General features: G+C 70.9%; 20 protein-coding genes and 2 pseudogenes. 7 read left to right on the forward strand and 15 right to left on the reverse strand.

The window, feature by feature from the left end:
* Positions 1-399: 399 nt before the first annotated feature.
* Positions 400-774, forward strand: coding sequence for a hypothetical protein (locus OG702_RS21185; RefSeq protein WP_327290483.1), 375 nt, complete (start codon positions 400-402; stop codon positions 772-774).
* Between the two features lie 8 nt (positions 775-782).
* Here OG702_RS21185 and OG702_RS21190 read toward each other — a convergent pair.
* The 4 genes and pseudogenes from OG702_RS21190 to OG702_RS21205 all read right to left on the reverse strand — a co-directional run.
* Positions 783-1035, reverse strand: a pseudogene (locus OG702_RS21190) (IS5/IS1182 family transposase); the annotation flags it as partial.
* Between the two features lie 10 nt (positions 1036-1045).
* Positions 1046-1432: a hypothetical protein gene (locus OG702_RS21195; RefSeq protein WP_327290484.1), complete on the reverse strand. Its 387-nt coding sequence runs from the start codon at positions 1430-1432 to the stop codon at positions 1046-1048.
* Between the two features lie 231 nt (positions 1433-1663).
* Complete coding sequence (locus OG702_RS21200; protein ID WP_327290485.1) at positions 1664-2170, reverse strand: hypothetical protein; 507 nt, start codon at positions 2168-2170, stop codon at positions 1664-1666.
* Between the two features lie 437 nt (positions 2171-2607).
* Positions 2608-2892: pseudogene (locus tag OG702_RS21205) on the reverse strand (helix-turn-helix domain-containing protein); the annotation flags it as partial.
* Positions 2893-3291: 399 nt separating this feature from the next.
* Here OG702_RS21205 and OG702_RS21210 point away from each other — a divergent pair.
* Together OG702_RS21210 and OG702_RS21215 are read left to right on the forward strand one after the other, a co-directional pair.
* Positions 3292-3870 (forward strand): helix-turn-helix domain-containing protein, encoded by a 579-nt coding sequence (locus OG702_RS21210; RefSeq protein WP_327290486.1) that lies wholly within the window; start codon positions 3292-3294, stop codon positions 3868-3870.
* Positions 3861-5144, forward strand: coding sequence for an MFS transporter (locus OG702_RS21215; RefSeq protein WP_327290487.1), 1284 nt, complete (start codon positions 3861-3863; stop codon positions 5142-5144). The genes OG702_RS21210 and OG702_RS21215 overlap by 10 nt, the downstream gene beginning before the upstream one ends.
* A gap of 872 nt (positions 5145-6016) precedes the next feature.
* On the opposite strand, the gene OG702_RS21220 is transcribed toward OG702_RS21215, so the two are convergent.
* Entirely contained in the window at positions 6017-6289 is a 273-nt protein-coding gene (locus tag OG702_RS21220) for a hypothetical protein (RefSeq protein ID WP_327290488.1), read from the reverse strand.
* A 225-nt stretch (positions 6290-6514) separates the two neighbouring features.
* Between OG702_RS21220 and OG702_RS21225 the strand changes: the two genes are divergently transcribed.
* Both OG702_RS21225 and OG702_RS21230 read left to right on the forward strand, forming a co-directional pair.
* Positions 6515-7141, forward strand: a complete 627-nt coding sequence (locus tag OG702_RS21225) for a PadR family transcriptional regulator (RefSeq protein ID WP_327290489.1) — start codon at positions 6515-6517, stop codon at positions 7139-7141.
* Positions 7138-8127, forward strand: a complete 990-nt coding sequence (locus tag OG702_RS21230; protein WP_327290490.1) for a hypothetical protein — start codon at positions 7138-7140, stop codon at positions 8125-8127. The genes OG702_RS21225 and OG702_RS21230 overlap by 4 nt, the downstream gene beginning before the upstream one ends.
* Before the next feature lie 105 nt (positions 8128-8232).
* On the opposite strand, the gene OG702_RS21235 is transcribed toward OG702_RS21230, so the two are convergent.
* Together OG702_RS21235 and OG702_RS21240 are read right to left on the reverse strand one after the other, a co-directional pair.
* A complete protein-coding gene (locus tag OG702_RS21235) occupies positions 8233-8793 on the reverse strand; it encodes a hypothetical protein (protein ID WP_327290491.1) in 561 nt (186 codons plus the stop codon).
* Positions 8794-8797: 4 nt separating this feature from the next.
* Complete coding sequence (locus tag OG702_RS21240; protein ID WP_327290492.1) at positions 8798-9154, reverse strand: PadR family transcriptional regulator; 357 nt, start codon at positions 9152-9154, stop codon at positions 8798-8800.
* A gap of 383 nt (positions 9155-9537) precedes the next feature.
* Between OG702_RS21240 and OG702_RS21245 the strand changes: the two genes are divergently transcribed.
* Positions 9538-10563 (forward strand): LAETG motif-containing sortase-dependent surface protein, encoded by a 1026-nt coding sequence (locus OG702_RS21245; RefSeq protein ID WP_327290493.1) that lies wholly within the window; start codon positions 9538-9540, stop codon positions 10561-10563.
* 120 nt (positions 10564-10683) lie between these two features.
* Here OG702_RS21245 and OG702_RS21250 read toward each other — a convergent pair whose 3' ends face one another.
* From OG702_RS21250 to OG702_RS21270, 5 genes are all read right to left on the reverse strand, one after another.
* Entirely contained in the window at positions 10684-12912 is a 2229-nt protein-coding gene (locus OG702_RS21250; protein WP_327290494.1) for a GAF domain-containing SpoIIE family protein phosphatase, read from the reverse strand.
* A gap of 107 nt (positions 12913-13019) precedes the next feature.
* Positions 13020-13835: an alpha/beta fold hydrolase gene (locus tag OG702_RS21255; RefSeq protein ID WP_327290495.1), complete on the reverse strand. Its 816-nt coding sequence runs from the start codon at positions 13833-13835 to the stop codon at positions 13020-13022.
* Between the two features lie 176 nt (positions 13836-14011).
* On the reverse strand, positions 14012-15121 hold the full coding sequence (locus tag OG702_RS21260) for a WxL protein peptidoglycan domain-containing protein (RefSeq protein WP_327290496.1): 1110 nt from the start codon (positions 15119-15121) through the stop codon (positions 14012-14014).
* Positions 15122-15215: 94 nt separating this feature from the next.
* Complete coding sequence (locus OG702_RS21265; RefSeq protein ID WP_327290497.1) at positions 15216-17189, reverse strand: metallophosphoesterase family protein; 1974 nt, start codon at positions 17187-17189, stop codon at positions 15216-15218.
* Positions 17190-17326: 137 nt separating this feature from the next.
* Entirely contained in the window at positions 17327-18535 is a 1209-nt protein-coding gene (locus tag OG702_RS21270) for a HupE/UreJ family protein (protein ID WP_327290498.1), read from the reverse strand.
* Between the two features lie 98 nt (positions 18536-18633).
* On the opposite strand from OG702_RS21270, the gene OG702_RS21275 reads away from it, so the two are divergent.
* Complete coding sequence (locus OG702_RS21275; protein WP_327290499.1) at positions 18634-19377, forward strand: hypothetical protein; 744 nt, start codon at positions 18634-18636, stop codon at positions 19375-19377.
* Between the two features lie 34 nt (positions 19378-19411).
* Here OG702_RS21275 and OG702_RS21280 read toward each other — a convergent pair whose 3' ends face one another.
* From OG702_RS21280 to OG702_RS21290, 3 genes are read right to left on the reverse strand one after another with little or no spacing between them, the layout of a single operon-like run.
* The gene (locus OG702_RS21280; protein WP_327290500.1) at positions 19412-20428 is read right to left on the reverse strand and encodes an acyltransferase domain-containing protein; all 1017 of its coding nucleotides are present in this window, start codon (positions 20426-20428) and stop codon (positions 19412-19414) included.
* A complete protein-coding gene (locus OG702_RS21285) occupies positions 20425-21351 on the reverse strand; it encodes an AfsA-related hotdog domain-containing protein (RefSeq protein WP_327290501.1) in 927 nt (308 codons plus the stop codon). Before OG702_RS21285 ends, OG702_RS21280 begins: the two co-directional genes overlap by 4 nt.
* A gap of 17 nt (positions 21352-21368) precedes the next feature.
* Complete coding sequence (locus tag OG702_RS21290; RefSeq protein WP_442814725.1) at positions 21369-23399, reverse strand: type I polyketide synthase; 2031 nt, start codon at positions 23397-23399, stop codon at positions 21369-21371.
* Positions 23400-23405: the final 6 nt, after the last annotated feature.

Below are 23405 nucleotides of genomic sequence, written 5' to 3' on the forward strand. Positions count from 1 at the left end.
TACGTCTGCGCGTACTCCGCCGATCGCCGCCTCATCCTGAAGAACAACGCACCAGGTCAGACGGCTCCTCGCCACAGCTCTGACTCGGCCTCTGCGAAGCGGTACTCCAACGCTTTGACCATCTTTGATGGTGTGGTCAGAAGCGACGGGACTGTCTGGTCCTGACAACTCAGTGTCGGGAACGACGGACACGTGTCAGCGATGCCGTCGTACGAGGGGGCAGCCCCCTCCCGCTCGGAGTGGCCGTTCGGGCAGGCGCTCGGAGACAACGGCACCGGCATACTCAATCCGTGATCGAGACCGACAGACTTGTTCCGCTGCCCGGCGCCGCCATACCCGGCGGGGTGCCCGACTAGCCAGGGTCTGTCTCTCAAACTCAGCTATGAGATCGTCGTGCTCATGACCGGCTCCTGGGTGATCGATGACGGCAGCGCGGTGGTGTCGCCCGAGGTGGTGTTGGAGACCCTCAAGGCAAGGATCGGGGGAGGCGAGCTCGAGACCTGGCTGACCAGTTCGTCCGGTCGCAGGCTGGCCTTTGTGACCAACAGCCGGCGCGTAATGCTGGTGCTGATGGATGGTGAAGGAGACCCCGGCGAGCATGCATCCGACCCTGGAGCTGAGGGATCGAGCGACGGTTTCCTTCTGTCCAACGGGGAGTACGACGAATACCCGGATGAGGACACCGTTCCCCTTGCGGAAGCATTCAGGATCGTCCACCACATCGTCGGCAAGGGCTCTTGGCCTCCGGACGCGCGCTGGGTCGTCGATCGCTGAGGGAGGGGCTATCGCCGTGTCCAGATGAGGATGGCGGCGAGGCGGAGTGCGGCCTGGTAGCCGATGGCGAGCTTGTCCGTGCACATCGCCAGGCCGCGCCATTGTTTGAGAACGGTTGATGGAACGTTCGACGGTGTTGCGCTGCTTGTTGTCCTCGACATCGAATCGGGGCGGGCGGCCTCCCGCGCGGCCGCGTCGCAGCCGGTGTCCGACCTGGTCGGAGGGCTGCGGAATGATCGCACGGATGCCGCGCTGGCGGAAGCGCACCCGGTCAGGGGTTCCGGTGGTCCTGGGTACTGGCATGACCGTGTTCGGCTTGAACTCGACGGACCCTGTCGAGATGCATCGCCTGCCGCCGGGCGAGCAGCTCATCGACGGGCATGAGAACACGGTCCCACGCCCGTTCGGCGTCCGCCGAGCCGATGGGGGTACGCGCATAGGCCTGAGCCGCGGTGATGGCCCTGTCGTAGAGGACCTGTTCGTCTGGGAGCGCGGCCGAACGCTCGCGCCGGAACCACCGGATCAGCCAGGGCATGTCTCGGGGCCAGTTCGGGTTCGCCAGGGAACGAACCCTCAGGTATCCCAATTGATCCCACCATCGACGGCTGTGCCATTTCCGGGAGTTCGCCGGCGGCAGGCCACGGGGCAGGGCTTTCACCTCTTCATTGTGGCCGGTGAGTGCACCGTCGGGCTACGGTACTCCGCTGACCCCGGGCGGCTGCCCCTGGGCCCCGGCCCTCGACCGTGCTCAGCAGGACGGGCTGGACAATTTCTCATCGGCCCGTGCCCCACCATGTCTGCGGAGAATTCCGACGGCTGGGCTGTCCGGCACGGGGCCGTCCTCACCCGCGGTCTCGCCCTTGTTTGCGGCGGGTGACACGTTGTCTGACTAGCGGTAGTCGTCCGGGTGTGACTGCATCCAAGTGTTGATCTTGTCGCGGGTCGTGACCAGCAGGCTCTGGTGCTTGTGGAGGTTGTCGAACGTGAAATCGCCGTCCAACGCGGCTTGCATCTGCCCGATCCAGGCGAGCGGGTGCCTGAAGTGGGCTGTGCCCTTCGGGCTGGCCTTCATCGAGTTGCCGAGGTCGTCGAGGTTGGTCAGGAGGCGGTTGAGGAAGTACTCGCAGTTCCCGGGGGCCCCACAGTTGTCGTTGTATGTTGCTTGCAGTACTGCGAAGGCGTCTCGCACCTGCGGGACGGCCGCGCCCGGGGCGGCCGCGGTGGTCGGGTAGCCACTCGATGCGGCGGTGCTCGGTGCCGTCGAACTTCCGACGTTTTCTGCTGCAGTGCTCCCGGGTGTCGGCGTCGCCGTGACGGAGGACTCCGCGGGCCCGGATCCGGCCTCACTGCTGTGTCCACCGGAGCAGCCGGTCGCGAGAGCGGCTGCGAGCAGCACGACGACCGCTCCGGGTATGAGTTGGGTTCTACGCACGGCTTGTCCTCGAGTTCCGGGATGATGAACAGGGCGATACGCGTGCTTACCCTGTGCTGGTGCCCGTTGTCCATCTGGCGCAGGGGTGCTCTGCGCGAAGCGGAACAAGGCGGGCCCGCGTTGGAGTGGTGCCAGACGGCGCGGGACCGCGTGGGGGCCGGCCACGGGCCGTTGCCCGAACTCGCTTCGGTCGTCTGCCGCTTCGGGCCGCCACTGTGACGGAGACGCAGGTGCCCGGTGATCTGCTCCGGCGCCCACTCCTCCCTCAGCAGGGTCAGGACCGCCTGCCTCAACTCGGGTCTGCGAGCGAGTAGGCACTGCCTCGGGCGCCGGGCGCGGTCAAGTGCCCGTTCCTGCGCAGCTATCGCCCGGTAGACGTCGCGTCCACCGTTCTTGTTCACTTCACGGCTGATCGTCGACACTGCGCGTCCCAGGAGGCCGGCGATGGCCCGGTAGGACTCGCCGGCGCACAGTCCGCGGGAGATCTCCTCCCGCTCGCCCACGGTCAGGCTTCCAGGCCGCGCCTTGCGAGGCGCTGGAGCGATTCCTCCATGATGCTTGAGGACGGTGAACACCGAGCCGGGCGGTTTGCCGATCTGCCCTGAGATGACGCTGATCGACTCCCCAGCCCTCCACCGCCGCCACAGGTCGGCCTTCATCCTGCCCGACATCCCCGGCCGACCCATCCTCGCCACGTGTACCGTCCTCAACCAGCCCTGTTGCTCGACCGGTTGAATCTAAAGCGGCTTTCTTCGCGGAGGAGACCCGGGGATTCTTGTCACGTTGCGTGTCGAATATTCCGTGAGTGTGATCTGCGGCACAGATGTATGGCCCGTCGCGCCTGCCGCACCCGGGGATCCGGGGCGCAAGCCTTCCGTAGGCGTTCAGCGGGTCCGCATGGGGTGACCTTCTTCCGTGCAGTTGCTACGGCCGATGCTTCCGACCGGCGGCCTCCCGGCAGCCGAGCGCTCTGCCCAGGCCGGATCCCGCGTGCGGCGCCGCCCGGGCAGATGCGCAACATGTCTTCCGCACTAGGATAGAATATGCTGAGATGACAAAGGATTGCTTCGCATCTGGAGGTTGCCATGGGTGAGGCCGAGCGCAGAATGGCGGTGCGCGATGTCCGCGCCCTCACCAGCCTCGGGCATCCGCTGCGTCTGCGGCTGCTGCACCACCTCCTGGCTGCTGGGCCGCGCACCGCGGCCCAGTGCGCCGAGGCACTGCACGACACCGGCGCGAACTGCGGATACCACCTGCGGAATCTGGCCCGGTTCGGCCTGGTGGAGCGGGCGGAGCCGGACGGACAGGACCGACGGGAGCGCCCATGGCGGGCCAGCGCGACGGGCTTTGACTTCCTGCCGGATCTGGAATCGGAGCAGGCCGAGGAGATCGGCGCGACGCTGTCCTCGCTCCAGCTGAACGAGGTCTTCCGCGCCATGCGCGAGTACCTGGAACTCGCCGGTCGGCTCCCCGAGGAGTGGCAGAGCAGCGCGGCGTTCAACAACTACGCGCTGATGCTGACTGCCGAGGAGCTCGCACACCTGGTGGTGACGCTGGACGCCGTGATCCGCCCGTACATCCGGGCCACGCGCAAGTACGTGCCGCCGGACGCACGGCCGGTGAACCTGAGCGTGCAGGCGCACCTCAACCCGGAATGCCTCTGACCCCCATGCTGTCGCTGTTGCGCAGGAAGGCCTTCTGCCTGGTCTGGACGGCCGGGCTGGGAGCGGACGCGGCGAGTTGGCTGCTGATCACCGGTCTGCCCATCTATGTCTTCGGGCTGACCGATTCGAGTTTTGTCACCTCGACAGTCCTCATCGTGGAACTGGCGGCGGGCATCTCCTGCGGCTCGTTCGCCGGCGTGCTCGTGGACCGGCTGGACCGGTTCCGCCTGATGACAGCGGTCACCGCACTGCAGGCCGGAGCGCTGGTGCCGCTGCTGTTCGTCCGCTCGGCGCACCAACTGTGGATCATCTACCTGGTGGCGGCAGCCGAGGCGATCCTGACGCAGACCTACGAACCGGCCAAGAACACACTGCTGCCCAGCCTCGTCGGCACGGATGAGACCGTGCGGGCCAACAGCATGGTTGCGTTCAACACCAACCTGGGCCGACTGGTCGGCAGTTCCCTCAGCGGCTTCGCGCTCGCCCACGGCGGCACCCGATTCCTGTGCGTCGGATCCGGCGTGTGCTTCCTGGCCGCCGGAGCGCTGCTGCACCTCGGACGCCGGGCATCGGGGCCGGCGGCCCAAGTGTCCGCGAGGCAGGGGACCTCGGCTGTTGGTGCGTGGCGGGAGGGAATCCGCCTGGTCAGGGCCGACCGGGACATCCGTGTCGCGTTCCTGAGCACCGCCACCTGGTCGGTGTCCCAGGGCATGTTCGTCGTGCTCTTCGTGGTCTTCGTCAGCCGAGTCCTCGGCGACAGTGCCGACGTCACCGGCGTGCTGCGCGGCGTACAGGCGATCGGCGGGCTGATGGGCGGGGTGTTCATCGCGACACTGGGCCACCGGGCGGAGCCCCGGCGGCTCATGATCATAGGGGCGACATCGTTCGGACTGCTGAGTCTCGTACTGTGGAACACCGCGTACGTGACCCACAGCGAGGCGGTGTACATCGCGCTGTTCATCGCGGTCGGCATCCCCGGAATCGCTTCGAACAGCGGTGTCTTCTCGCTGGTCCAGGGCCGGGTGGCCAACGGCGAGCTGGGCCGGGTGTTCAGCATCTTCTACATGGTCAACAACAGTTTCCAGTGCCTCGGCATGCTGGTGGGAGGCCTGCTGGGAGACCGCGTCAATGTCACTTTCGTGCTCGACGGCCAGGCCGCGCTGTACCTGGTGGCCGCGGCTATTTCCCTGACGGGCCTGCGGGCGGGCGGGGAAAGGCACCGTTCGGCCCATGCCCCAGCCGAACGGCTTCAGCCGACCCTCAAGCGGGAGTGAGGCGATACGGCGGCGTGGCGGGCCTCGCGCCGGCGCCGGCGCGAGGAGGGGACTGTGTGCCCAGCGGTTCGGCCGGTCCTTTGGACCGGCCGAAAGGAGTCTGCGGACATCACCCCGCGCTGCCCGGCGGGTGGACAGGGTGCAGCCAGTCGGCAGGGTCCGGCGCACGGCCGTGCCGGATGTCGACCAGGCGGCGGCGCAGAGCGAGCGTCGTCGGGCCGGCCTGACCGGTACCCATCGTCCGCTCGCCGTCCTCGTCACAGAAACGTCCGATGGGGGTCACCACGGCCGCCGTACCGCGGGCCGTGCATGACGCCCGCACCGTGCACAACGCCGCCGCGATGGGCGACCAATACGACCGCTGACGCTCCGAGGACCGGCACCAGGACTGGACCGGGCACCGCAAATGAGCGGTCGAGCACTTCTGCGAGCGGGCTCGCGAGCTCTTCCGAGCGGTCACCGAGAGCAGCGCCGAAGACCGCACCTGATAACCGGCGCCGGGCCGATGGCGCAGCCGAGCGATACGGGAGGAAGCACTGCGGTCTTCCCATCTCGCACCCTCAACGTGAGGTTGGAAAAGGCTCAGTGTGGGCAGTCCTGAAGGCCGAGATCGGTACCCGGACCTGGCCCGACCGGGCCACCGCCCGCGCCGCGGTGTTCTCCTACATCGAGACCTTCTACAACCGCCGCCGGCTACGCAAGCACCCCGACTGGGGCTACCTGACCCCAAACGAGACCCGACAACGACACACCCTCGCCGCACAAGAACGAGTGTCCGAGATCACGGGGGAACTTCACTCGACAGGTCTCGCGACTTACTGGGCACCGGAGGGTGCCGCCGTGAGGATCTGCCGAGGTGTGGGACGGGCCAGTCAGTCCCGCCGGGCGGAGAGCAGCCGTGTCGCGAGGGCCAGGACCAGGCCGGCGACGACGAGGTAGAGGCCCAGGCGTTCCTCGGTGACCGCCCGGGACCAGACGCGCCAGGCCGACGTGGTGTGGCTGTCGGCCACCAGGACGTTCCCGTAGAACCTGGGGGGTGTGTGGGTCGACCGGTCGCGGATCCACAGCAGGGCGCCCAGGGCGGCGCACGTCGCGGACACCGTGTAGAGGACCACGGTGGAGCGTGGGGACGGTGATCTGGTCACAGGTTCTCCTCTTGCCGGTGCTCTTCCGCCCCGATGGTATTTAGGTCGTGGCTCGCGGGTGCCGCCGGAGGGGGTCGCCGGGTGGGGTGACCGGACTGGAGTTCCCGGGAGCCGCCGACAGGATTCGGGCACCTGGCATCGGCCCGCAGGCCGCTGGGCCCTCTGACGCGAGTCCAGGTTCCCACGGGTTGTCATATAGTTTATTTGGACTGGTAGAGTTCGACTATGCCACGTCGCGCTCTCGACAACCCGATCGTTCTGGCAGTTCTCGGCCTCCTGCTCGAACAGCCCTCGCACCCGCACCAGATGCTTGCTGAGCTGCGAAAACGCAGCGACAACCACGCGGCCGCGATCACGCGGGGCACGCTCTACAACACCGTTGCCGCGCTGGTCGAAGCGGGGTGGCTTGCCTCGCAGGGCCAGCAGCGCTTGGGGAACCGTCCGGAGCGGACCGTCTACGCCCTCACGCAGGAGGGCCTTGGCGAACTCGTACGGCGGCTGGACTCCCAGATCCGCAACCCGGAACGGGAGTTCTCGCAGTTCCTGGGCGCGGTCACCTATCTCGGCGCCCTCGGGGTGACTGGCGCGGTGGAGGCCCTGGTTGAGCGTGGCCAGCGCCTGCGGCAACGCACGGGCGCCGATGAAGAACGCCTCGCGAAGGCACTGGCGGCCGGCGTGCCCCGCCTGCATGTCATCGAGGCGGAATACGCGCTGTGCCTTGCTCGCGCCGAGATGGCGTGGGTCGACTCGGTCATCGACGAGATCCGCACCGGCTCACTGCCCTGGCCGACCGCAGCGGCGACCACCTCCACGCCCCCTGTTGCGCCGAACCGAAAGGAACCGAACGCGTGACACCGACAGCGCCTGACGGCTTGCTCTTCGGGATCTACCCGGGCGGAGTCGCCGGTGATGACACCGGGGGCCTGGCCGGCGGTCTGCCCGATGAGCCGGCCCTCGTGTCGAGTGCGCTCGACCGCCTCCAGGGCCGACCAGGCCGTCCGTTCCTGGTACGCGCCTACATCGGCTTCGACGATGCCACCCGCCTCGGCGAGCCACACGCGACCGCTTCACCGGCCGACGCGGCCCAATACGCCGTCCGGGGGCGCCGTTTGGACCTGGTGGCGCAGTACCAGTCCGCAGCTGGAGACGTCGACGGCTACTGCGACTTCCTGCGCGAGCTGGTCGAGCAGTACGGCGCGGTCACGGGCACGTTGCAAGTGACGGAGGAGCCCAACGTCACGTCGAACCCGACGCTGGACGGCTATTACCCGGCGGTGCGCGAGGCGATCGTCCGTGGGGTTTCCGCCGTCAAAGCGGCAGCACGTGAACTCGGGTACACCGGCCTACGGGTCGGGTTCAACACCACCCCTCTCTTCGGGCCGGCAACCTCCTTCGTCACTGACCTGACGAACCTCGGGGGAGGGGGCTTCATCGCCGATCTGGACTACGCGGGCCTGGACTTCTTTCCCGACGTCTTCCGACCCGTCGACGCGTCCGACCTCCCGCAGGCCGTTGAGGGACTGCTGCGTCATCACCGTGAAGCGGTACTTGCACCCGCCGGCTTGGGACACCTACCGCTGCACATCACCGAGCACGGTTGGCCCACCGGGCCCGAACGCCCCCCGCGCCGGCAGGCCGACGTCGTCGAGACCGTGGTGAATGTCGTCGCCGCCCAGTCGAAGCAACTCCGCCTGAGCGGTTACACGCATTTTGCGCTGCGAGATGCCGACAGCGCCAAGAGAGGACTTTTCCATCAATTCGGGCTCACCACCGATGACTACGCCCCCAAGCCCGCCTTCGAGACGATGAAGATGCTCGTCGAACGCTTCAGCGTCTGACGGGAACGACGAGCGGGGCAGGCCTTCTCTGACATGGCACCCGAGGTGCAGGGGGAGGCAGGTGGGGCGGGGGCCGCCCTCGTGTCGGTGGCGGGCCGGGGGGAGTCAGGGGGTGGGGGCCGGGTGCCGGCGGTGGGGTCGGCGGAGGGGGAGGAGTCGCCAGAGACGGCCGCAGGCGATGGTGCCGGCCAGCCACAGCAGGTAGACCATCGGAGTCCAGGCGCCGCCGGCATGGGTGCTGTGGCCTTGGTCGAAGGTGAACGTCATCCCGCTCTGCAGGAAGCTGACGCCGTTCCAGGTGAACGTCCCGGTCGCGTGCGGGTCCTGGACGGTGATCCCGTGCTGGAACGCCGAAGCCGCCTCCGAGAGCACGTAGTTGAGCACCAGGGGGACGACGGCGAGGAAGCACGCTGCGGCCGTCCAGGAGTGCCGGGGGCCTTCGCCCAGCTCGGCGGTCAGATAGCTGTCCGCCAGCTGGCGGCTGCCGCCGATGCGGCGCAGCGCCTGGCCGGCTCCCACGTCCCCGGCGGCGGCCACGAGGTTCGCCCGGACCTCGCGGCGGGTGGAGATGCGCGCGCGGCGGGGCAGATCGTAGAGCCGTTGGTCCAGGGCCCACACGAGGCGTTCGATGCGCAGTCGGCTGAGCAACGAGAGGGTGTGCGGCATGGTGTCAGCGTCCCTTCTGGGGGTCGGTCGGCAGGGGGCGGGTCAGGACGGAGTCGACGACTGCTACGTGCCGGGCCCAGGCCGCGGTCCCGCTCGCCAGGGCCTCGTGGCCGGCCGGGGTGAGCCGGTAGTACTTGCGTGCGGGGCCACTCGGGGAGGCGACGAGGCGGGTGCTCAGCCCGCCCTCCCGCTGCAGGCGGGACAGGGCCGGATACACCGTGCCTTCCAGGACGTCGGAGAAGCCGGCCGCCTGGAGCCGCTGCACCACCTCGTACCCGTAGGACTCCTGCTCCGCCAGCAGGTGCAGCAGCACCACGGACAGGACGCCCTTCAGCAGCTGGGGATCGTGGCTCGGTGTCATGCAACTAGACTGTCTCCACTACCCGGCAAAGTCAAGTAGCTACGGATGCTGGTGTCCGGGAGTGGCCAAGCGCTCGCGAGCGAGGCTCGGTCGGGACAACTCGCCCGTCCTGCGCGTCGGTCCGCGGGCCGGCCTCGGCCTTCGAACCCTCGGACCCGGGCGGGGCGGTGTGACGTTAAGCACCCGGAATTGTCCCTTCCAGAGTGCAACTGTGCGGGCTTGCTGGTATTTGTCCCGTTGGGCGCGGGGGTCCGCCCGCCGGCGACGGCGAATTGTTGGCCGGGCGTTCGTACGGCTCGGATACAGTCCGCTGGTCGCTCGCCTGACCTGTCGGCGGCGGCCCCACATTCTCTTTCGCGTCTGCCAGACCATATGAGGTCTTCATGAAGCTCCGTCATGTCTTCGCGTCGGCTGCTGTGACCGCCGTGATAGCGCCCGCAGCCCTCTTCACGGCCGGTTCCGCGTCCGCGGCGCCCGGCGCGGCGACGGCGAGCCCGTCCGTGAGCGCCAGTACCGAGGTGACGGACACGGCCACCGCGACCGCGACACCGAGCGCGTCGGCCTCCGCGACCCCGACGACATCGGCGTCGACGCCGCCGGTCACGCCCACGTCCTCCCCGACCACCGCGCCGACGCCGTCCGCCTCCGCGACCACCGAGCCCCCGAACGGGACCACGTGCGACTCCTCCGATGACGACGAGCCGCGGATCGACGACAAGCTGACCGCCGACATCACCGGCCTGCCGGCGCAGATCAAGGCGGGCAGCGGCTGGCACGGGTTCAGCCTCGCGGTCGCGAACTCCTCCGGCACCGACTACCGCCGCGTGGACTTCGGCCTGTTCGCCACCCAGGTCGACTCCGACACCTGGAACTCGGACACCAGCCACCTGAAGTTGGAGTTCCAGAATCCCGACACCGGCGACTGGGCCGCCGTGTCGCTGGACGAGGACGACCCCGGCGCGGGCTACCTCGGCTACACCGAGGTCAAGCCGCACGCCTCCTTCAAGCTGAAGGCCCGCATCCAGGTCGACGCCAAGGCCAAGGCCAGTGACGGGTTCGCGGTCGGATTCGGCATCTACGCCGACGACAAGGGCAAGTGCGTGGAGGCCGGCGGCGACAACGGCGTGGCCGAGTTCGCGGTCGTGGCCGCCGACGGGTCGACCGGCGGGGACTCGGGCGGTGACGGCTCGGGCACCGGCACGCAGACCGGCAGCAAGACGCCGCTGCCGGTCAAGCCGGCCGGTGACACCCAACTGAACACGTCCGGCGGCGACTTGGCCGAGACCGGTTCGTCGTCCGCGACGCCGGCCATCGCCGCTGTCGGCGCCGCCGTGGTGGTCATCGGGGCCGGCACCGTCTTCCTGGTCCGCCGCCGCAAGCCCGCAGCGGGCGGGCCCGCGGCCGGCTGAAAACGCCGGCAGGCACACGTAAAGCGGGCACGTAAGGCCGGCACCTGAAGCGCGCACCCAAAGCGCGTACGAGCTCACGGGTGGGGCGGTCTCCTCGACGAGGGGGCCGCCCCACCGGCGTCAGGGTCGGCGGGCGGGCCCGCGGGTCGCGGGGGCGGGCGGGCGGAGCAGCAGGAGGGCCACGTCGTCGCTGACGCCGCCCGTCTGCTGGACGTGGTCGATGAGGGTGTCGGCGAGCGCGTCCAAGGACGGGGCCTGCGCGGCGGCCAGTTGGCGGGCGAGGTCGGCGATGGACTCGCCGAGGTCGACGCCGGGTCTTTCGACCAGGCCGTCGGTGTACAGCGCCAGGACGGCGCCGGGGGGCAGCGCGATCTCGGTGGTCGGGTAGTCGGCGTCGGGTTCGATGCCGAGGAGCAGTCCGGGGGGCGGGTCCAGGACCTCCGCGCGGTGGTCGGGGTGCCGCAGCAGAGGGGGCGGGTGGCCGGCGCTGGCCAGCAGCGCCTTGCCGTTGCGCAGGTCCAGCTGGACGTAGAGGCAGCTGGCGAACAGCTGCGACTGCAGGTCGACCAGCAGCCGGTTGGCTCGGGCGAGGACCTCACCGGGGCCCGCACCGGAGTCGGCGTGGGTGTGGACGGCGGTGCGGACCTGGCCCATGAGGGCGGCGGCGTTGACGTTGTGACCCTGGACGTCGCCGATGACGGCGGCCGCGGTGGTCTCGTCGAGGCGGACGAGGTCGTAGAAGTCGCCGCCGATGTCCATGCCCTGGCTTGCCGGCAGGTAGCGGGCCGCGCTGTCGAGGCCGGGGACGGCGGGCAGCAGGCGGGGCAGCAGGGCGGCCTGGAGTCCGTACGCCACCTGGTTCTTCGTGTCGTACAGGCTCGCCCGCTCCAGGGCCTGGGCGATCATCGCGGCCAGTGCGGTCAGGGCCGCACGCTCGTCCGCGGGGAACGCGTGCGTTTCGCTGTAGCCGAGCACGCAGCAGCCGATCGGACGCCCGGCGGCGATCAGGGGCAGGTAGGCGAAGGAGGCCTGCTGCGCGTAGACGGAGGCCCCCTGCGGATGGGCGCGCAGCAGTTCCCCGCTGTCGGGGAAGAATTCGGGAACGCCCGTGGCCAGCACCCGGATGCTCGGAACGTTCGAGGACAGCGAGAGACCGTCGAAGTGGCGCTGCGCTGCCCGGCGGAAACCACCGGTACCGAGCACCCGGAGCCTGCCGTTGTCCGCGACGACCAGCGCCAGCGCCTGGGCGTTGAGGACCGGCATGATCTGCTCGGTCACCGCGTCCGTCACGTCCTTGACCCCGACGGCGTCGGACAGTGACGAGGACAGGTGCATCAGGTAGAAGAGGGTGCCTGCGCTGGCCTCGGGGGTGGCGGGAGGGCCGGTGGCCGGCTCGCTTCCCGCCGGGGGGTGGTCCAGGACGGTGACGCGCACGCTCACACCCGTGATGTCGGGGTGGAGGGCGAAGGACAGCCACGTGTCCGGGGGCTTGAGCGCGTTGAAGGAGGCCGGCAGCCGGCTGAAGAGCGTCTCCAGGAAGCAGTTCTCGTGGACGGGGTCGTGGGCCCAGGGCAGGACCTCCCAGAACCGGGCTCCGAGGAGTTCCCCGCGGCCCCCGCCGAGCAACTCGACGGCCCTGTTGCTGAGGAACGTGATCCGGCCGTCCAGGTCCAGCGAGAGGTGACCCTCCTGGAACCGCTCCGTGAGGCCGGCCCCCGAGCGTGCCTCCGCCTCGGGCCAGGGGTCCGAGGGGGGCGGTGCCACCGCGTGCGGTTCGTCGCCGGGCCGGAGCGGATCACCGGCCTTCTCGGCCTGGTCCAGGAAGCGGCTGATGCGGCGGCCCGCCTCGGTGATGGCCTCGGATTCCCGCGGGGAGAGCTCGGGCGGGTGGGTGCCGGGCCACAGCAGGAGCACCACGCCTTTGACCGCGTCACCCGAGAGCACCGGCGACACGCCCATGGCGACCTGGTAGGGGAGCGCGAGTCCGGTCCGCGGGTAGCGGCGGGCCAGCTCGTCGTGGCTGCGCAGCCATACCGGACGGCCCTGGCGTGCCACGTCGGCCACCGGGACCGGCGCGGCCATCGCCACCCGGGCCCACGGCCGCGCGATCCTCGCCGACACTCCGAAGACCGCGACCATCCGCAGGACCTGCTCGTCGGGGACCGGCAGATACACCGCCCCGACGTGCGAACCCGTATCCGCTGTCAGCTGCGACAGCGCCTGGTGTATCCCGGCCGCGGCCCGCTGCGAGGCGGTACGGCCGGAGGCGCCCCCGGCGGCCTCGACGTCGCCCCGGACGCCGCGGGGATCGCCGGGCGGCTCCGGCGGGTGACTGCTCTCGCCGGTCACCCCGACCGTGTCTCTCGCCGGCCCGCGGGAGCGAATCGCCTGTTGGAGGCCATAACGGAAACGATAGGCACTGGGCGTGCCCACCGCATCCCAGGAGCCGGCGCCCCTCAGTTGGCCTGCCACCAGCGGGTGATCACCCCGGCGTAGGCGTCGGCGGCTTCCTCCCAGGCGAAGTGGCCCGCGTCGATCGGGTCGAGCGCGCTGTTCGGCAGCCGCTCGTGCAGGTATTCGGCGTTCGCCAGCGGTACGACCTGGTCGTTGCGGCCGGCGAGGAGCTGGACGGGCGTCTGGAGGGTGGGCAGCAGTTCGCCGAGGACCGGCAGTTCCGCGGGGTACGCGCGGACGTACGCCATCTGGTCGACGAACCGGCGGCCCGAGTAGGCCGCGAGGTAGTCCTCGCGTACGACGTCGGGCAGCTCGTAGCCGTTGATGGTGCTCATCGCGAGCGTCACGGCGGCCTTGGGGCCCATGGCCAGGTACGGGCCCAGGTCCTCGGCGTGGACCCAGTCGTCGAGCGGGCTGCCCAGCGTGATCGGGACCGCCGCCCCGCCGGTGCCCACCACCAGGCTGCGGAACCGGTCCGGGTGCCGGGCCGCGGCGAAAAGCGATGCCGCGGTGCCGATGTCCGGGCCCACGACGTGCGGCTTCGCCAGCCCGAAGGCGTCGGCGATCCGCACGACGAACTCGCCCATCGCGGTCGGGGAGAGCAGGTCCTCCCGGAGCTCGGAATGCCCGAAACCGGGCAGATCCACCGCGGTCAGACGCGCGTGCGCGGCCAGCTCGGACCAGATCGGGTCGTAGCTGTACAGGCTCTCCGGCCACGGGCTGAGCAGCAGGGCCTCGCTGTCGCCTGGCCCGTCGCTCTCGGCGTACCGGATCGAGAGTCCGTCGATCGTACGGAACCGGGGCTTGATCTCGGTCATGTCCTTGTCCGATCGGGGGGTGGGGGAGCCGGCAGGCCAGGCCATGGCACGCCAGGTCCCGCGCATGCCTGTCATCAGCCTGGGTCCCGGCGGGCGGGGCCGCAAACGCTGGCATCGCGGGGCCAGCGAACGCCGGCCTCGCGGGCAGGGGCCACGGCGGCTCGCGGCGGGGCTCTTCAGGGCGCGTCGGACGCGCCCGGCGCCGCCTGGCCCGCCGGCTCCGACTGCTCGCGCAGGGTGCGCTCGACCGCCTCCCTGACCCGGGCGTCCTCGCGCAGCTTGCGACGGGCGCGGGCGCGGCGGGTCAGGACGAACGCGCAGCCCGCGGCCGCCAGCAGGATCAGGGCCAGCAGCGTCAGCGTCCACGGGACGGCGGCGGTGTGGGTGCTCGCCGAGACCTTCCGCAACGCCGTGGTGGAGCCCGAGGCGTCGGTGAGCAGCGGGGTGAGCGTCGCGGTCGCGGTCAGCCGGAATCCGGGGGCCACGCCGTGCACGGGCACCTTGACCTTCCAGCTCTCGCCGGGCAGCAGCGCCGGCGGTGCCTCGATCTCGGCGGCGTCGGTCCGCAGCCACCCGAAGGGACCGGAGACGGACACCGCCTGCTCGGCGGACAGCACGGCGTTGCCGGTGTTGTGGACGGTGTAGGTGACGGTGGCGTCGCCCTTGGCGAACGGGTCGAGGGTGCCGCTGTAGTGCGTGTGCAGGTTCTCCACCGCCAGGCTGGGCTTGAGCGCGCCGCTGACCCGTACCGCGATCCGGATGCCGAGCCGCCGGTCGACGGTGATGCCCTGCTCGGCGTCGGGCTGCTTCAGCGAGGTGAGGATGCCGCCCACGTAGTCGCCGGGGGTGGCGTTGGCGGGGACGGTGACGGTGAAGGGGACGTCGGCGGACTGCCCGGGCTTGACGACGACGTCGGCCCGGCCGGCCCGCACCCAGGCGCCGATGCCCACGGACTTCTTGTCCCGGGTGAGCAGGTCGAGTTGGCCGTTGCCGGTGGTGTAGCCGTCGGAGGCGTAGACCGCGAGGGTGAGCGGGGCCTTGCCGCGGTTGGCGACGGTCATGGTGTCCTTGACCTGGCCGCCGGGATTGACGCTGTAGCTGAAGCTGGAGCGGTCGGCACCGAAGGTGTTGGCGGCGGTCCTGACCGTCCAGGTGACGTCGCCGCCGGCTGCGGCGGCGGGGCCGCCGGCCAGGCCGGCGACGGTGAGGGCCATGAGCAGCGCCAGGACGACGCGACGTATCAGGGCGGTGGCGGCGGTCTTCCGCCGCGCGGTGGGCGCGTGCATCTCTTGTTCTCCTGGCGCGGGGGTCGGGCGCGGCACGGTGCCTGGCGGGGGAGGCGGGGCAGGCACCGCGTGGTGCCTGCCCCGCCGGGGTGGGTCAGCTGCTCAGCGCGGTGATCGTGAGAGTGGCCTGGTAGCTGCCCTTCTCCACGCTGTCAGGGATCTTCAGGCTGAGGTCGGCGCCCAGCTTGGCCGTACCCCGGGTGTGGCCCTGGTCGGCGGAGCCGAGGCCGCTGGAGACGGACAGGCCCTTGCCGTTGCCGTCGAAGCCGGAGGCCACCGAGTCGCCGGCCTCGGCGCCCGCGCCGGCCTGCAGCACGCGCGGGGACCAGCCGAGGTAGGAGCCGGGGAAGGTCTTGCCGGCGTCCTGGAAGTCGCTCACGCCGGCCGAGATCGACCAGGGGGCGAGCGAACGGCGAGTGTCCGACACGGAGATGGGGTTGATCTTGCCGGCGGCCTCGAAGTGGTCGCCGTTCTCCGTGGCGGTACCGAGGTCCACCAGGCCGTTGTAGCCGTCGATCGTCCAGCCGAACTCGCCCGGCGCCGCGTTGGGCACGTTGACCTGGATGTCCTGGCCGTCACCGTGGAACGGGTGCACGGTGACCTTGTCGACCAGCGAGCCGACCGGCTGGTCGGCGGTGGTGTTCTTGCACCAGTTGCCGTGCGACACCGAGGAGTTCGGAGCAGCGCAGGTGCCGCTGCGGACGTCCTCGACGACGAGCTTGTCGTTGCGCACCTGGACCTTGACGTAGGTGCGGACGTGCTCCTGGTTCTCGACCGAGTTGTACCAGTAGTCGTCCGGCTTCAGCGGGTCGGCGCCGTTGCCCGCACCGCTGGTCCCGCTGTTGTCGGGGGCCGTGATGTCGTAGTACTTCGAGCCGGACGAGGAGTTGGCCGTCACGTACAGGACGCCGCCGGGGCCCGGGTAGACGTCGGCGTCGCCGGGCTGCTCGTCCGGGTTCGCCTTCGCGCCGTTCTTGATCAGGTAGCTGCGCGAGTAGCTGTGGTCGTGGCCCTGGAGGACCAGGTCGACGCCGAGCTTGGAGAACGTCGTCGGGAAGTCCACCCGGCGGACCTTGTTGTCGCCGTCCTTCGCGTGGTCGGCCGGCGAGTAGATCGCGTGGTGGTAGGTGAGCACCTTCCACTTGGCCTCGGCGCCGTGCTGGTTGATGACGTCGGTGACGTACTTGATGTGCGCCGCGTCACCGCCGCCGCCCTGCGCGGTGTCGTAGCTGTTGCTGTTCAGGTCGATGAACAGCACGTCCTTGTAGATGTACCAGTAGTCACCGCCCGAACTGTCCGACTCGGGCTTGCCGTTGGAGTAGTACGGCGCCGTGCGGTCGGTGTTCGGGGTGTAGAGGTGCTGCTCGTACGCCTTGCCGCCGACGTCGTGGTTGCCGATGGTCGCGGCCCACGGGTACTGGCGCAGCTTGTCGGGCGCGAGGAAGGAGTTCCACTGCGACTCGTTGTTGGCGCTCTCGACCTGGTCGCCGCCGGACACCAGCAGCTCGGCGTTCGGGTTGGCCGCCGTGGCGATGTCCACGGTGTCCTGCCAGCCGGCCTGGTCCTGGGCCAGGTCGCCCGAGGAGCCGATCTGCGGGTCGCCGAAGAACAGGAAGTCGTAGTCGCCCTCGAAGTCCTGCGTCTTGAATGCGTACGTGGCCGACCAGTTGCCCGCGCTGCCGACGCGGTAGGAGTACGGGGTGTTCTCCTTGAGGTTGGTGACGGTCGCGTGCCGGTTGTAACCGCCGCTGGCGGCGATGTTCTGGCCGCCGGTGGCGTCGAACGTGGCGGCGTCCGCCGGGAATTCACCGGCCACCAGGGCGGCGGTCGGCACGACCTGGATCTGCTGCGCGGTGTCGGTCGAGGAGTACCAGGTCACCGTGCGCTGGGTCTCGTTGGCGCCCACGCCGAGGATGATGCCGGTCACCGAGGTCGGTTCGGCGGCTCCGGCGGGGGACACCATGCCGCTGCCCAGCGCCACGGTCAGGCCCAGAAGCGCTGCGGCGGTCCCGGTGGCCACGCGGCGCCGCACAAGCCCTGAGGCCTGCATCGAGGGTCTCGATTTCATCAGTTCCTGTTCCTTCTGCGTACGGAAAGTACATGAAGTGGGGATCGTCAAGCTCTCAGCGGCGGGTTAACCACTGCTAAACATGGTCTTGGTGATTGCTAAACGTTTGGCGGGGCAAAAAAAATGGTGCCGTTCACTCAGACGTTGAAAGCCCGTTGCGTGAACCACACCAGTCCCATGACGAACACGCCCGCGGATATCGCGCCGGTGGTCCGCAACCCGGCCGCGGGCCACCGGTGCCGCAGCACGGTCAGCAGCGGGAAGACCAGCGCGATGATCGACAACTGCACCGCCTCGATACCGACGTTGAACACCAGCAGCGACCACAGCAGCGTCCACGAGAAGGCCTTGTCGATCCCCAGCGCGCCGGCGAAGCCCAGGCCGTGCACCAGCCCGAAGCAGAACACCACCCCCAGCCGCAGCCAGCCCGCGCGATCCAGGCCGAAGTGGCCGCGGTTCGCCGTCTCCAGCTCGGTGGCCCGGCCGCCGTGCCGCCAGATCCGCCACAGGTACCAGCCGGCGACCACCGCGATCGACAGCGCGATGACCGGTTCCACGACCCGGGAGGGCACGTCGACCAGGCCGAGCGCGGCGAGCATGAACGTCACCGAGTGGGCCAGGGTGAAGCTGGTGGCTGCCAGCACGACCTCGCGCAGCCGCCGCGAACCGGCGATGAGCGCCAGCAGGAAGAGGATGTGGTCGATCCCGGTGAGCAGGTGCTCGGTGCCCAGCCGGAAGAACTCCCAGAAGCGCTCGTACCACGCCTGGTGGGTGGAGAACGCCGGATGGCCGGCGTCCAGGGCGGCGCTGCCGGAGCGGCCGTCGACGTCGTAGGTGACGATCGACCTGGTGCCGGTGACGTAGTGCTCGGCGTCCGGGAACAGCCCGCTGCGCACCTCGTGGTCCTCGCCCTGCCTGCCGCAGGTCCAGTCGAGCACCAGGCCGGCGTAGGGGACGCCCTCCTGCCGGCCCATCGTGAAGCCGCCGGCCTTTGCCGGGGTGCAGGGCCTGCCGTCGGAACTGACCGAGAAGCGCCGCGTGACGTAGCCGACCGCCGACCTGGCGTGCCCGTCGAGCGCGGCGGCCTGCGCGGCGGCGTCACCGGCGTCGAAGGCGGCCGTACCCGCCTTGAACAGCGGGTCGTCGTGCTCGAAGTCGGCGGCGGACACGACGAAGAGGTCGTATTCGAGCTGCAGCTCCGTACGGACGCGGCCGTCGTCGCCCGCCGTGACGTGCACGTAGACGACCGAGGAGAAACCGTGGGCCAGGGCGGGCTGTGCGAACCCCAGGAAGGCGATCACCGCCACGGTGACGGCGAGGATGCTGCGGCGGACTCGTGAGGACATGTGGCTCCTTTGCTTGCCAGCGCACCGTGCACGGCGCGGGTGAACAGGAGCGGGCCCGCCGGGGAATGATGGAAAAACAAGCGTGGGAAGGGCACCCGGTGACGAATACGGCAGGGCGCGGCATAGCAGGATGGCGGCACACCCCCGCCACCACCTGGAAGGACGATCCGTTGCGCCCCTCGTTTCCAGCTGTCGCGGCGCTGGCCGCGGCTGCCGCGCTGGTCGCCGGATGCGGCTCCGGCGACGACTGGTCGCGGCCGCACCCCAGGCCGTCCGCCGTCGGCGCCCTCGGCCCCGGCTTCGTCGACCCCGCCGCCCCGCCCGCCCCGGAGGCGACCGCGACCCCGCAGCCCGGCTCGTGGGACCACGTGCGCCCCTCGGAGGGCTACCGGGTGGTGCTGCTCACCGCGGGCAGGGACCGCCCGACCGCCGCGCTGGTGGCGGCGGTCAAGGACTGGGCGGCTGCCGAGCACGTCGGGCTCAGGACGGTGACCGCCGACGGCACCGCCGACCTGCTGCCCAGCGCCACCAGGGCGCTGGACATGCACCCCGACCTCATCGTCAGCGCCGGCAACGACCTGATCGACCCGCTCGCCACCGTCACCCCGAACCACCTCTCGCAGCAGTTCCTGGTGGTGGGCGCGGAGTTGGCCGAGCCCACCGCCAACGTCACCGCCGTCGACTGGTCGGGGGCGTCCTTCCGCGGCGAAGGCCTCGGCATGTCCTCCACCTACGACCCGGCCTCCTTCACCACCGAGCGCTGCGCGGCCTCCATCAGGGCCGGTGTCGCGGCCGTGCTCAACGACCTGACGGGCATCGTGCTCTGGCTCGACCGGGTCTGAACCCGGCGGCGACCAGGTGCCCGTGCGGCGCCGGTCAGGCGGTCATCGCCAGGGCGGCGCCGACGGACTCGTCGAAGACGGCGCGGGCGTCGGCCCGTGACGCCGCCGGCAGCAGCGGCAGCACGACGTGCGTACGGGACTGGACCGCGGGGTGCAGGCGCAGCACGGCCGCGCAGCTGCCCTTCGGGCCGGCTTCGAGGAAGAGGCGGCTGCCGGACCTGAGCAGGTCGTCCATCGCGGGCCAGAACAGCACCGGTCTGGACAGCTGGGCCGACCAGAACTCCGGGGTGACCGACTCCGCGGCGGTCACGTCGCGGGCGGTGCAGGTGGAGCGGATCGTGATGGCCGGCGGGCGCAGCTCGATACGTCCGAGCAGTTCGCCGAACCTGGCGGCGGCCCCCGCGCACAGCGGGCTGTGGAACGCCTGCCGCGCCTTCACCGGGCGGCACGCCACCACCTCGGCGGTCAGGGCCCGCTCTGCGGACCGCAGTTCGGCCGTCGCGCCGGAGAGCACCGTCTGATAGGGGCTGTTGATCGCCGCGACCGCGATGCCCTGCTCGGCGAGGTCGGCGCCGAGCACCTCCCGGATCCGGCCGACGCCCGCGGCGACCGCGAGCATCCCTCCCGGTTCCGTGGCCGCCATCGCGGCGGTCCTCGCGGCCATCACCCGGCTGCCCTCGGCGATGCTGAACACCCCGGCCACGGCGGCCGCGGCCAGTTCGCCGACGCTGTGGCCGACCAGGACCGTGGGGCGCAGGCCCCGCGCGATCACCGCGAACGCCAGGGCCGCGCCGACCGCGAACAGCAACGGCTGCGCCCGGCAGCAGTCGTCGAAGTCCGGCACCGGCTGCTCGGCGAGCCAGTCGGCACGCAGCCGCCGCCCTTCGGCACCGCCCGCGGCGAAGAACTCGTCCATCACCGCGGTGAACGTCGGCTCGACGCGGTAGAGATCGGCGCCCATCCTCGGTTGCTGCGCGCCCTGCCCGGGGAAGACCAGGGCGACCTCGCGCCGGACGTCCAGGGGAGCCACCGCCTTCGCCGGCCTGGTCACGGGTGCAGCCCGGTCAGTTCCAGGGTTCCGCTCGCGACGCGGACGCCGGCCTGGTCGATGCCGACCGAGGCGGTGAGCGCGTCAGGCCCGCCGCTCACCGCGACCACGCATTCGGCGGGTACGTCGATCTCCACGAAGATGCCGAAGTCCAACTCGGCCCGGGTCAGCGCCGCCTCGCCCGTGCGCAGGCCGGACCTGGCCGCGCTGTGCAGCGCGGACTGCCGCATGGCTTCGATGAGCAGCGAGGCGGGGATGTGGTCGTAGTCCCGGTCGAAGAACGACGGGTGGCTCCGGTCCACCACCAGCGGGTACCGGTCGGGCCGCACGGCCGGGCCGATCACCACGTTGGCCGGGTCGCGCCGCCCGACCAGCTCGGGGTCGACCGGCTTGACGTCACCGGCGGCGCCCACGTCCCCGGCGCGGCGGGCCCGTTGGTAGCTGCGGATCTCGCGGTAGGACTCGCGGGGGAAGAGGATGCTGCCGAACGACAGCGTCATCGCCGGTTCCCGGCCGACGAGGAAGTCGCCCGCGATGTCGAACGTGCCGTCGCGCTCGGTGACCCGGACCTTGATGACGCCGCGCAGCGGGGAGGTCCCGTCGGCGCGGAACGCCCCCAGCCCCGGCACGGCCAGCGACACCTGCTGCACCGCCGAGGGGGTGCCCCGCCGGACGTCGAGGTATTCGTGCCTGACCACGACGAAGGCCTGCCGGAACGCCTCGACCATCGCGACCGGGTCGTGCCAGGGGGCCTGCTGGTCGGACCACAGCGGGTGGTCGTGCGCGATCCGCACGGCGATCGCGAACTCGTGGGCGCCGAGGCGGGCGTGGTCGGTGACGAACACCTCGCGGGCCGACCGCCGGTTCACCGTCTGGGGCGGCACCAGCTCGTCGAAGCCGAGAGCGGCAACGGGATCGTGGGACATCGGAGCCTCCGGAACTGTCAGCGCTCGTCCAGGAACCTGGCCAGCGAGCGGATGGTCGGGTTGTCGAAGATGTCGGTCAGGCCGATCCGCGCGTCGGTCAGCGCCTGCAGCCGGCCCCGCAGCTCGACGGCCGCCAGCGAGTTCAGCCCGTGCGCGACGATGTCGTCGTCCAGGCCGACCGTGCCGTACTCGCCGAGCACGTCGCCGACCGCGGTGCTCACGGTGGTGAGGTTGTCGCCCGAACCCCCGCCGGGGGCAGGCGCAATGGCGGCGGCCGGGGTCCTCGCGGGAGCAGCCCAGTAGCGCTGCCGGGCGAAGGGGTAGGCGGGCAGGTCGACCGGCCGCGCGCCGGAACCGGCGAAGACCGCCGCCCAGTCGACGGCGTCGCCGGTCACGAACCGCTCGGCCGCCTCGCGCAGCGCCGTCCGCCCGAACACGCCGCCCGGCTCGGGAGCGGCGGCGAAGGCCCGCAGCCCCGCCAGCAGTTCGTCCCGGTCCGCGCCGAGCACGACGGCCCGGTGGGTGAAGCGCGCCCGGCACAGCAGGGTGTGACCGACGTCCGCCGGGTCGAGGTCGGACCGCTCGAGCAACGCCAGCAGCCGGGCCGCCTGACGGGCCAGCGCGCCCGGGGTCCTCGCCGAGAACACCCAAGGGACCGCGGCCGGTTGCCGCCGGGGCGGCTCCGGCTCGGGGGGCGCCTGCTCGACGATGACGTGGGCGTTGGTGCCGGAGATGCCGAACGACGACACCCCCGCCCTGCGCGGCCGTCCGGTACGCGGCCAGCTCCGCCGCTCCACGGCCAGCTCCACCCGCCCGGCGGACCAGTCGACATGCGGGCTCGGCGCGTCGACGTGCAGCGTCGCGGGCACCACGCCGTGGCGCATCGCGGCGACCATCTTGATCAGGCCCGCGACGCCCGCGGCGGCCTGGGTGTGCCCGATGTTGGACTTCAGCGACCCCAGGACCAGCGGCCGGTCGGCGGGCCGGTCCTGCCCGTACGTCGCCAGCACCGCCTGCGCCTCGATCGGATCGCCCAGCGTGGTCCCGGTGCCGTGCGCCTCCACCACGTCGACGTCCACCGCGGACAGCCCCGCGTCGGCGAGGGCGGCCCGGATCACCCGTTGCTGGGAGGGGCCGTTGGGCGCGGTCAGCCCGTTGGAGGCGCCGTCCTGGTTCACCGCGCTGCCGCGCACCAGGGCCAGCACCCGATGGCCGCGCTGCCGCGCGTCGGAGAGCCGTTCGAGCACCAGGACGCCGACGCCCTCGGCCCATCCGGTGCCGTCGGCCGCGGCGGCGAAGGACTTGCACCGCCCGTCCGGCGACAGGCCGCGCTGCCGGGCCATGTCCACGAAGCCGCGCGGGGTGGCCATCACCGTCGCCCCACCGGCCATCGCCAGATCCGACTCGCCCGACCGCAGCGACCTGCACGCCAGGTGCACCGCGACCAGCGAGGAGGAGCACGCCGTGTCGAGGGTCACCGCGGGACCCTCAAGTCCCAGCGTGTAGGACAGTCGGCCGGAGATCAGGCTGCCCGCCGTGCCGGTCAACCGGTAGCCCTCGGTGCCCGCTTCGTCGAGGTCGCGGCCGTACTCCTGCGCCATGTGGCCGAGATAGACGCCGGTCGCGCTGCCGGCCAGGGACTGCGGGTCGATGCCGGCGTTCTCCAGCGCCTCCCAGGCGGCTTCGAGCACCAGCCGCTGCTGCGGGTCCATCGCCAGGGCCTCGCCCGGGCCGACGCCGAAGAATCCCGCGTCGAAGTCCGCGGCCCCGGCGACGAATCCGCCGTGGCGCACATACGTCGTGCCCGGCCGGTCAGGATCGGGGTCGTAGAGGTTGTCCAGGTCCCAGCCCCGGTCGGAGGGGAAGCCGGAGATCACGTCGCGGCCGTCGGCCACCAGGTCCCACAGGTCCGCGGCCGAGACGGCGCCGCCGGGGAGGCGGCAGCCGATGCCGACGACCGCGACCGGGTCGTCGCCGCCGTTCCCGCCTCCCGTGCCGTTCCCGCGCAGCCGCTCGATCTCCTTCAGCGACTCGCGCAGCGCCTTCACCAGCCT

Source organism: Streptomyces sp. NBC_01198 (assembly GCF_036010485.1).
Lineage (GTDB): Bacteria > Actinomycetota > Actinomycetes > Streptomycetales > Streptomycetaceae > Actinacidiphila.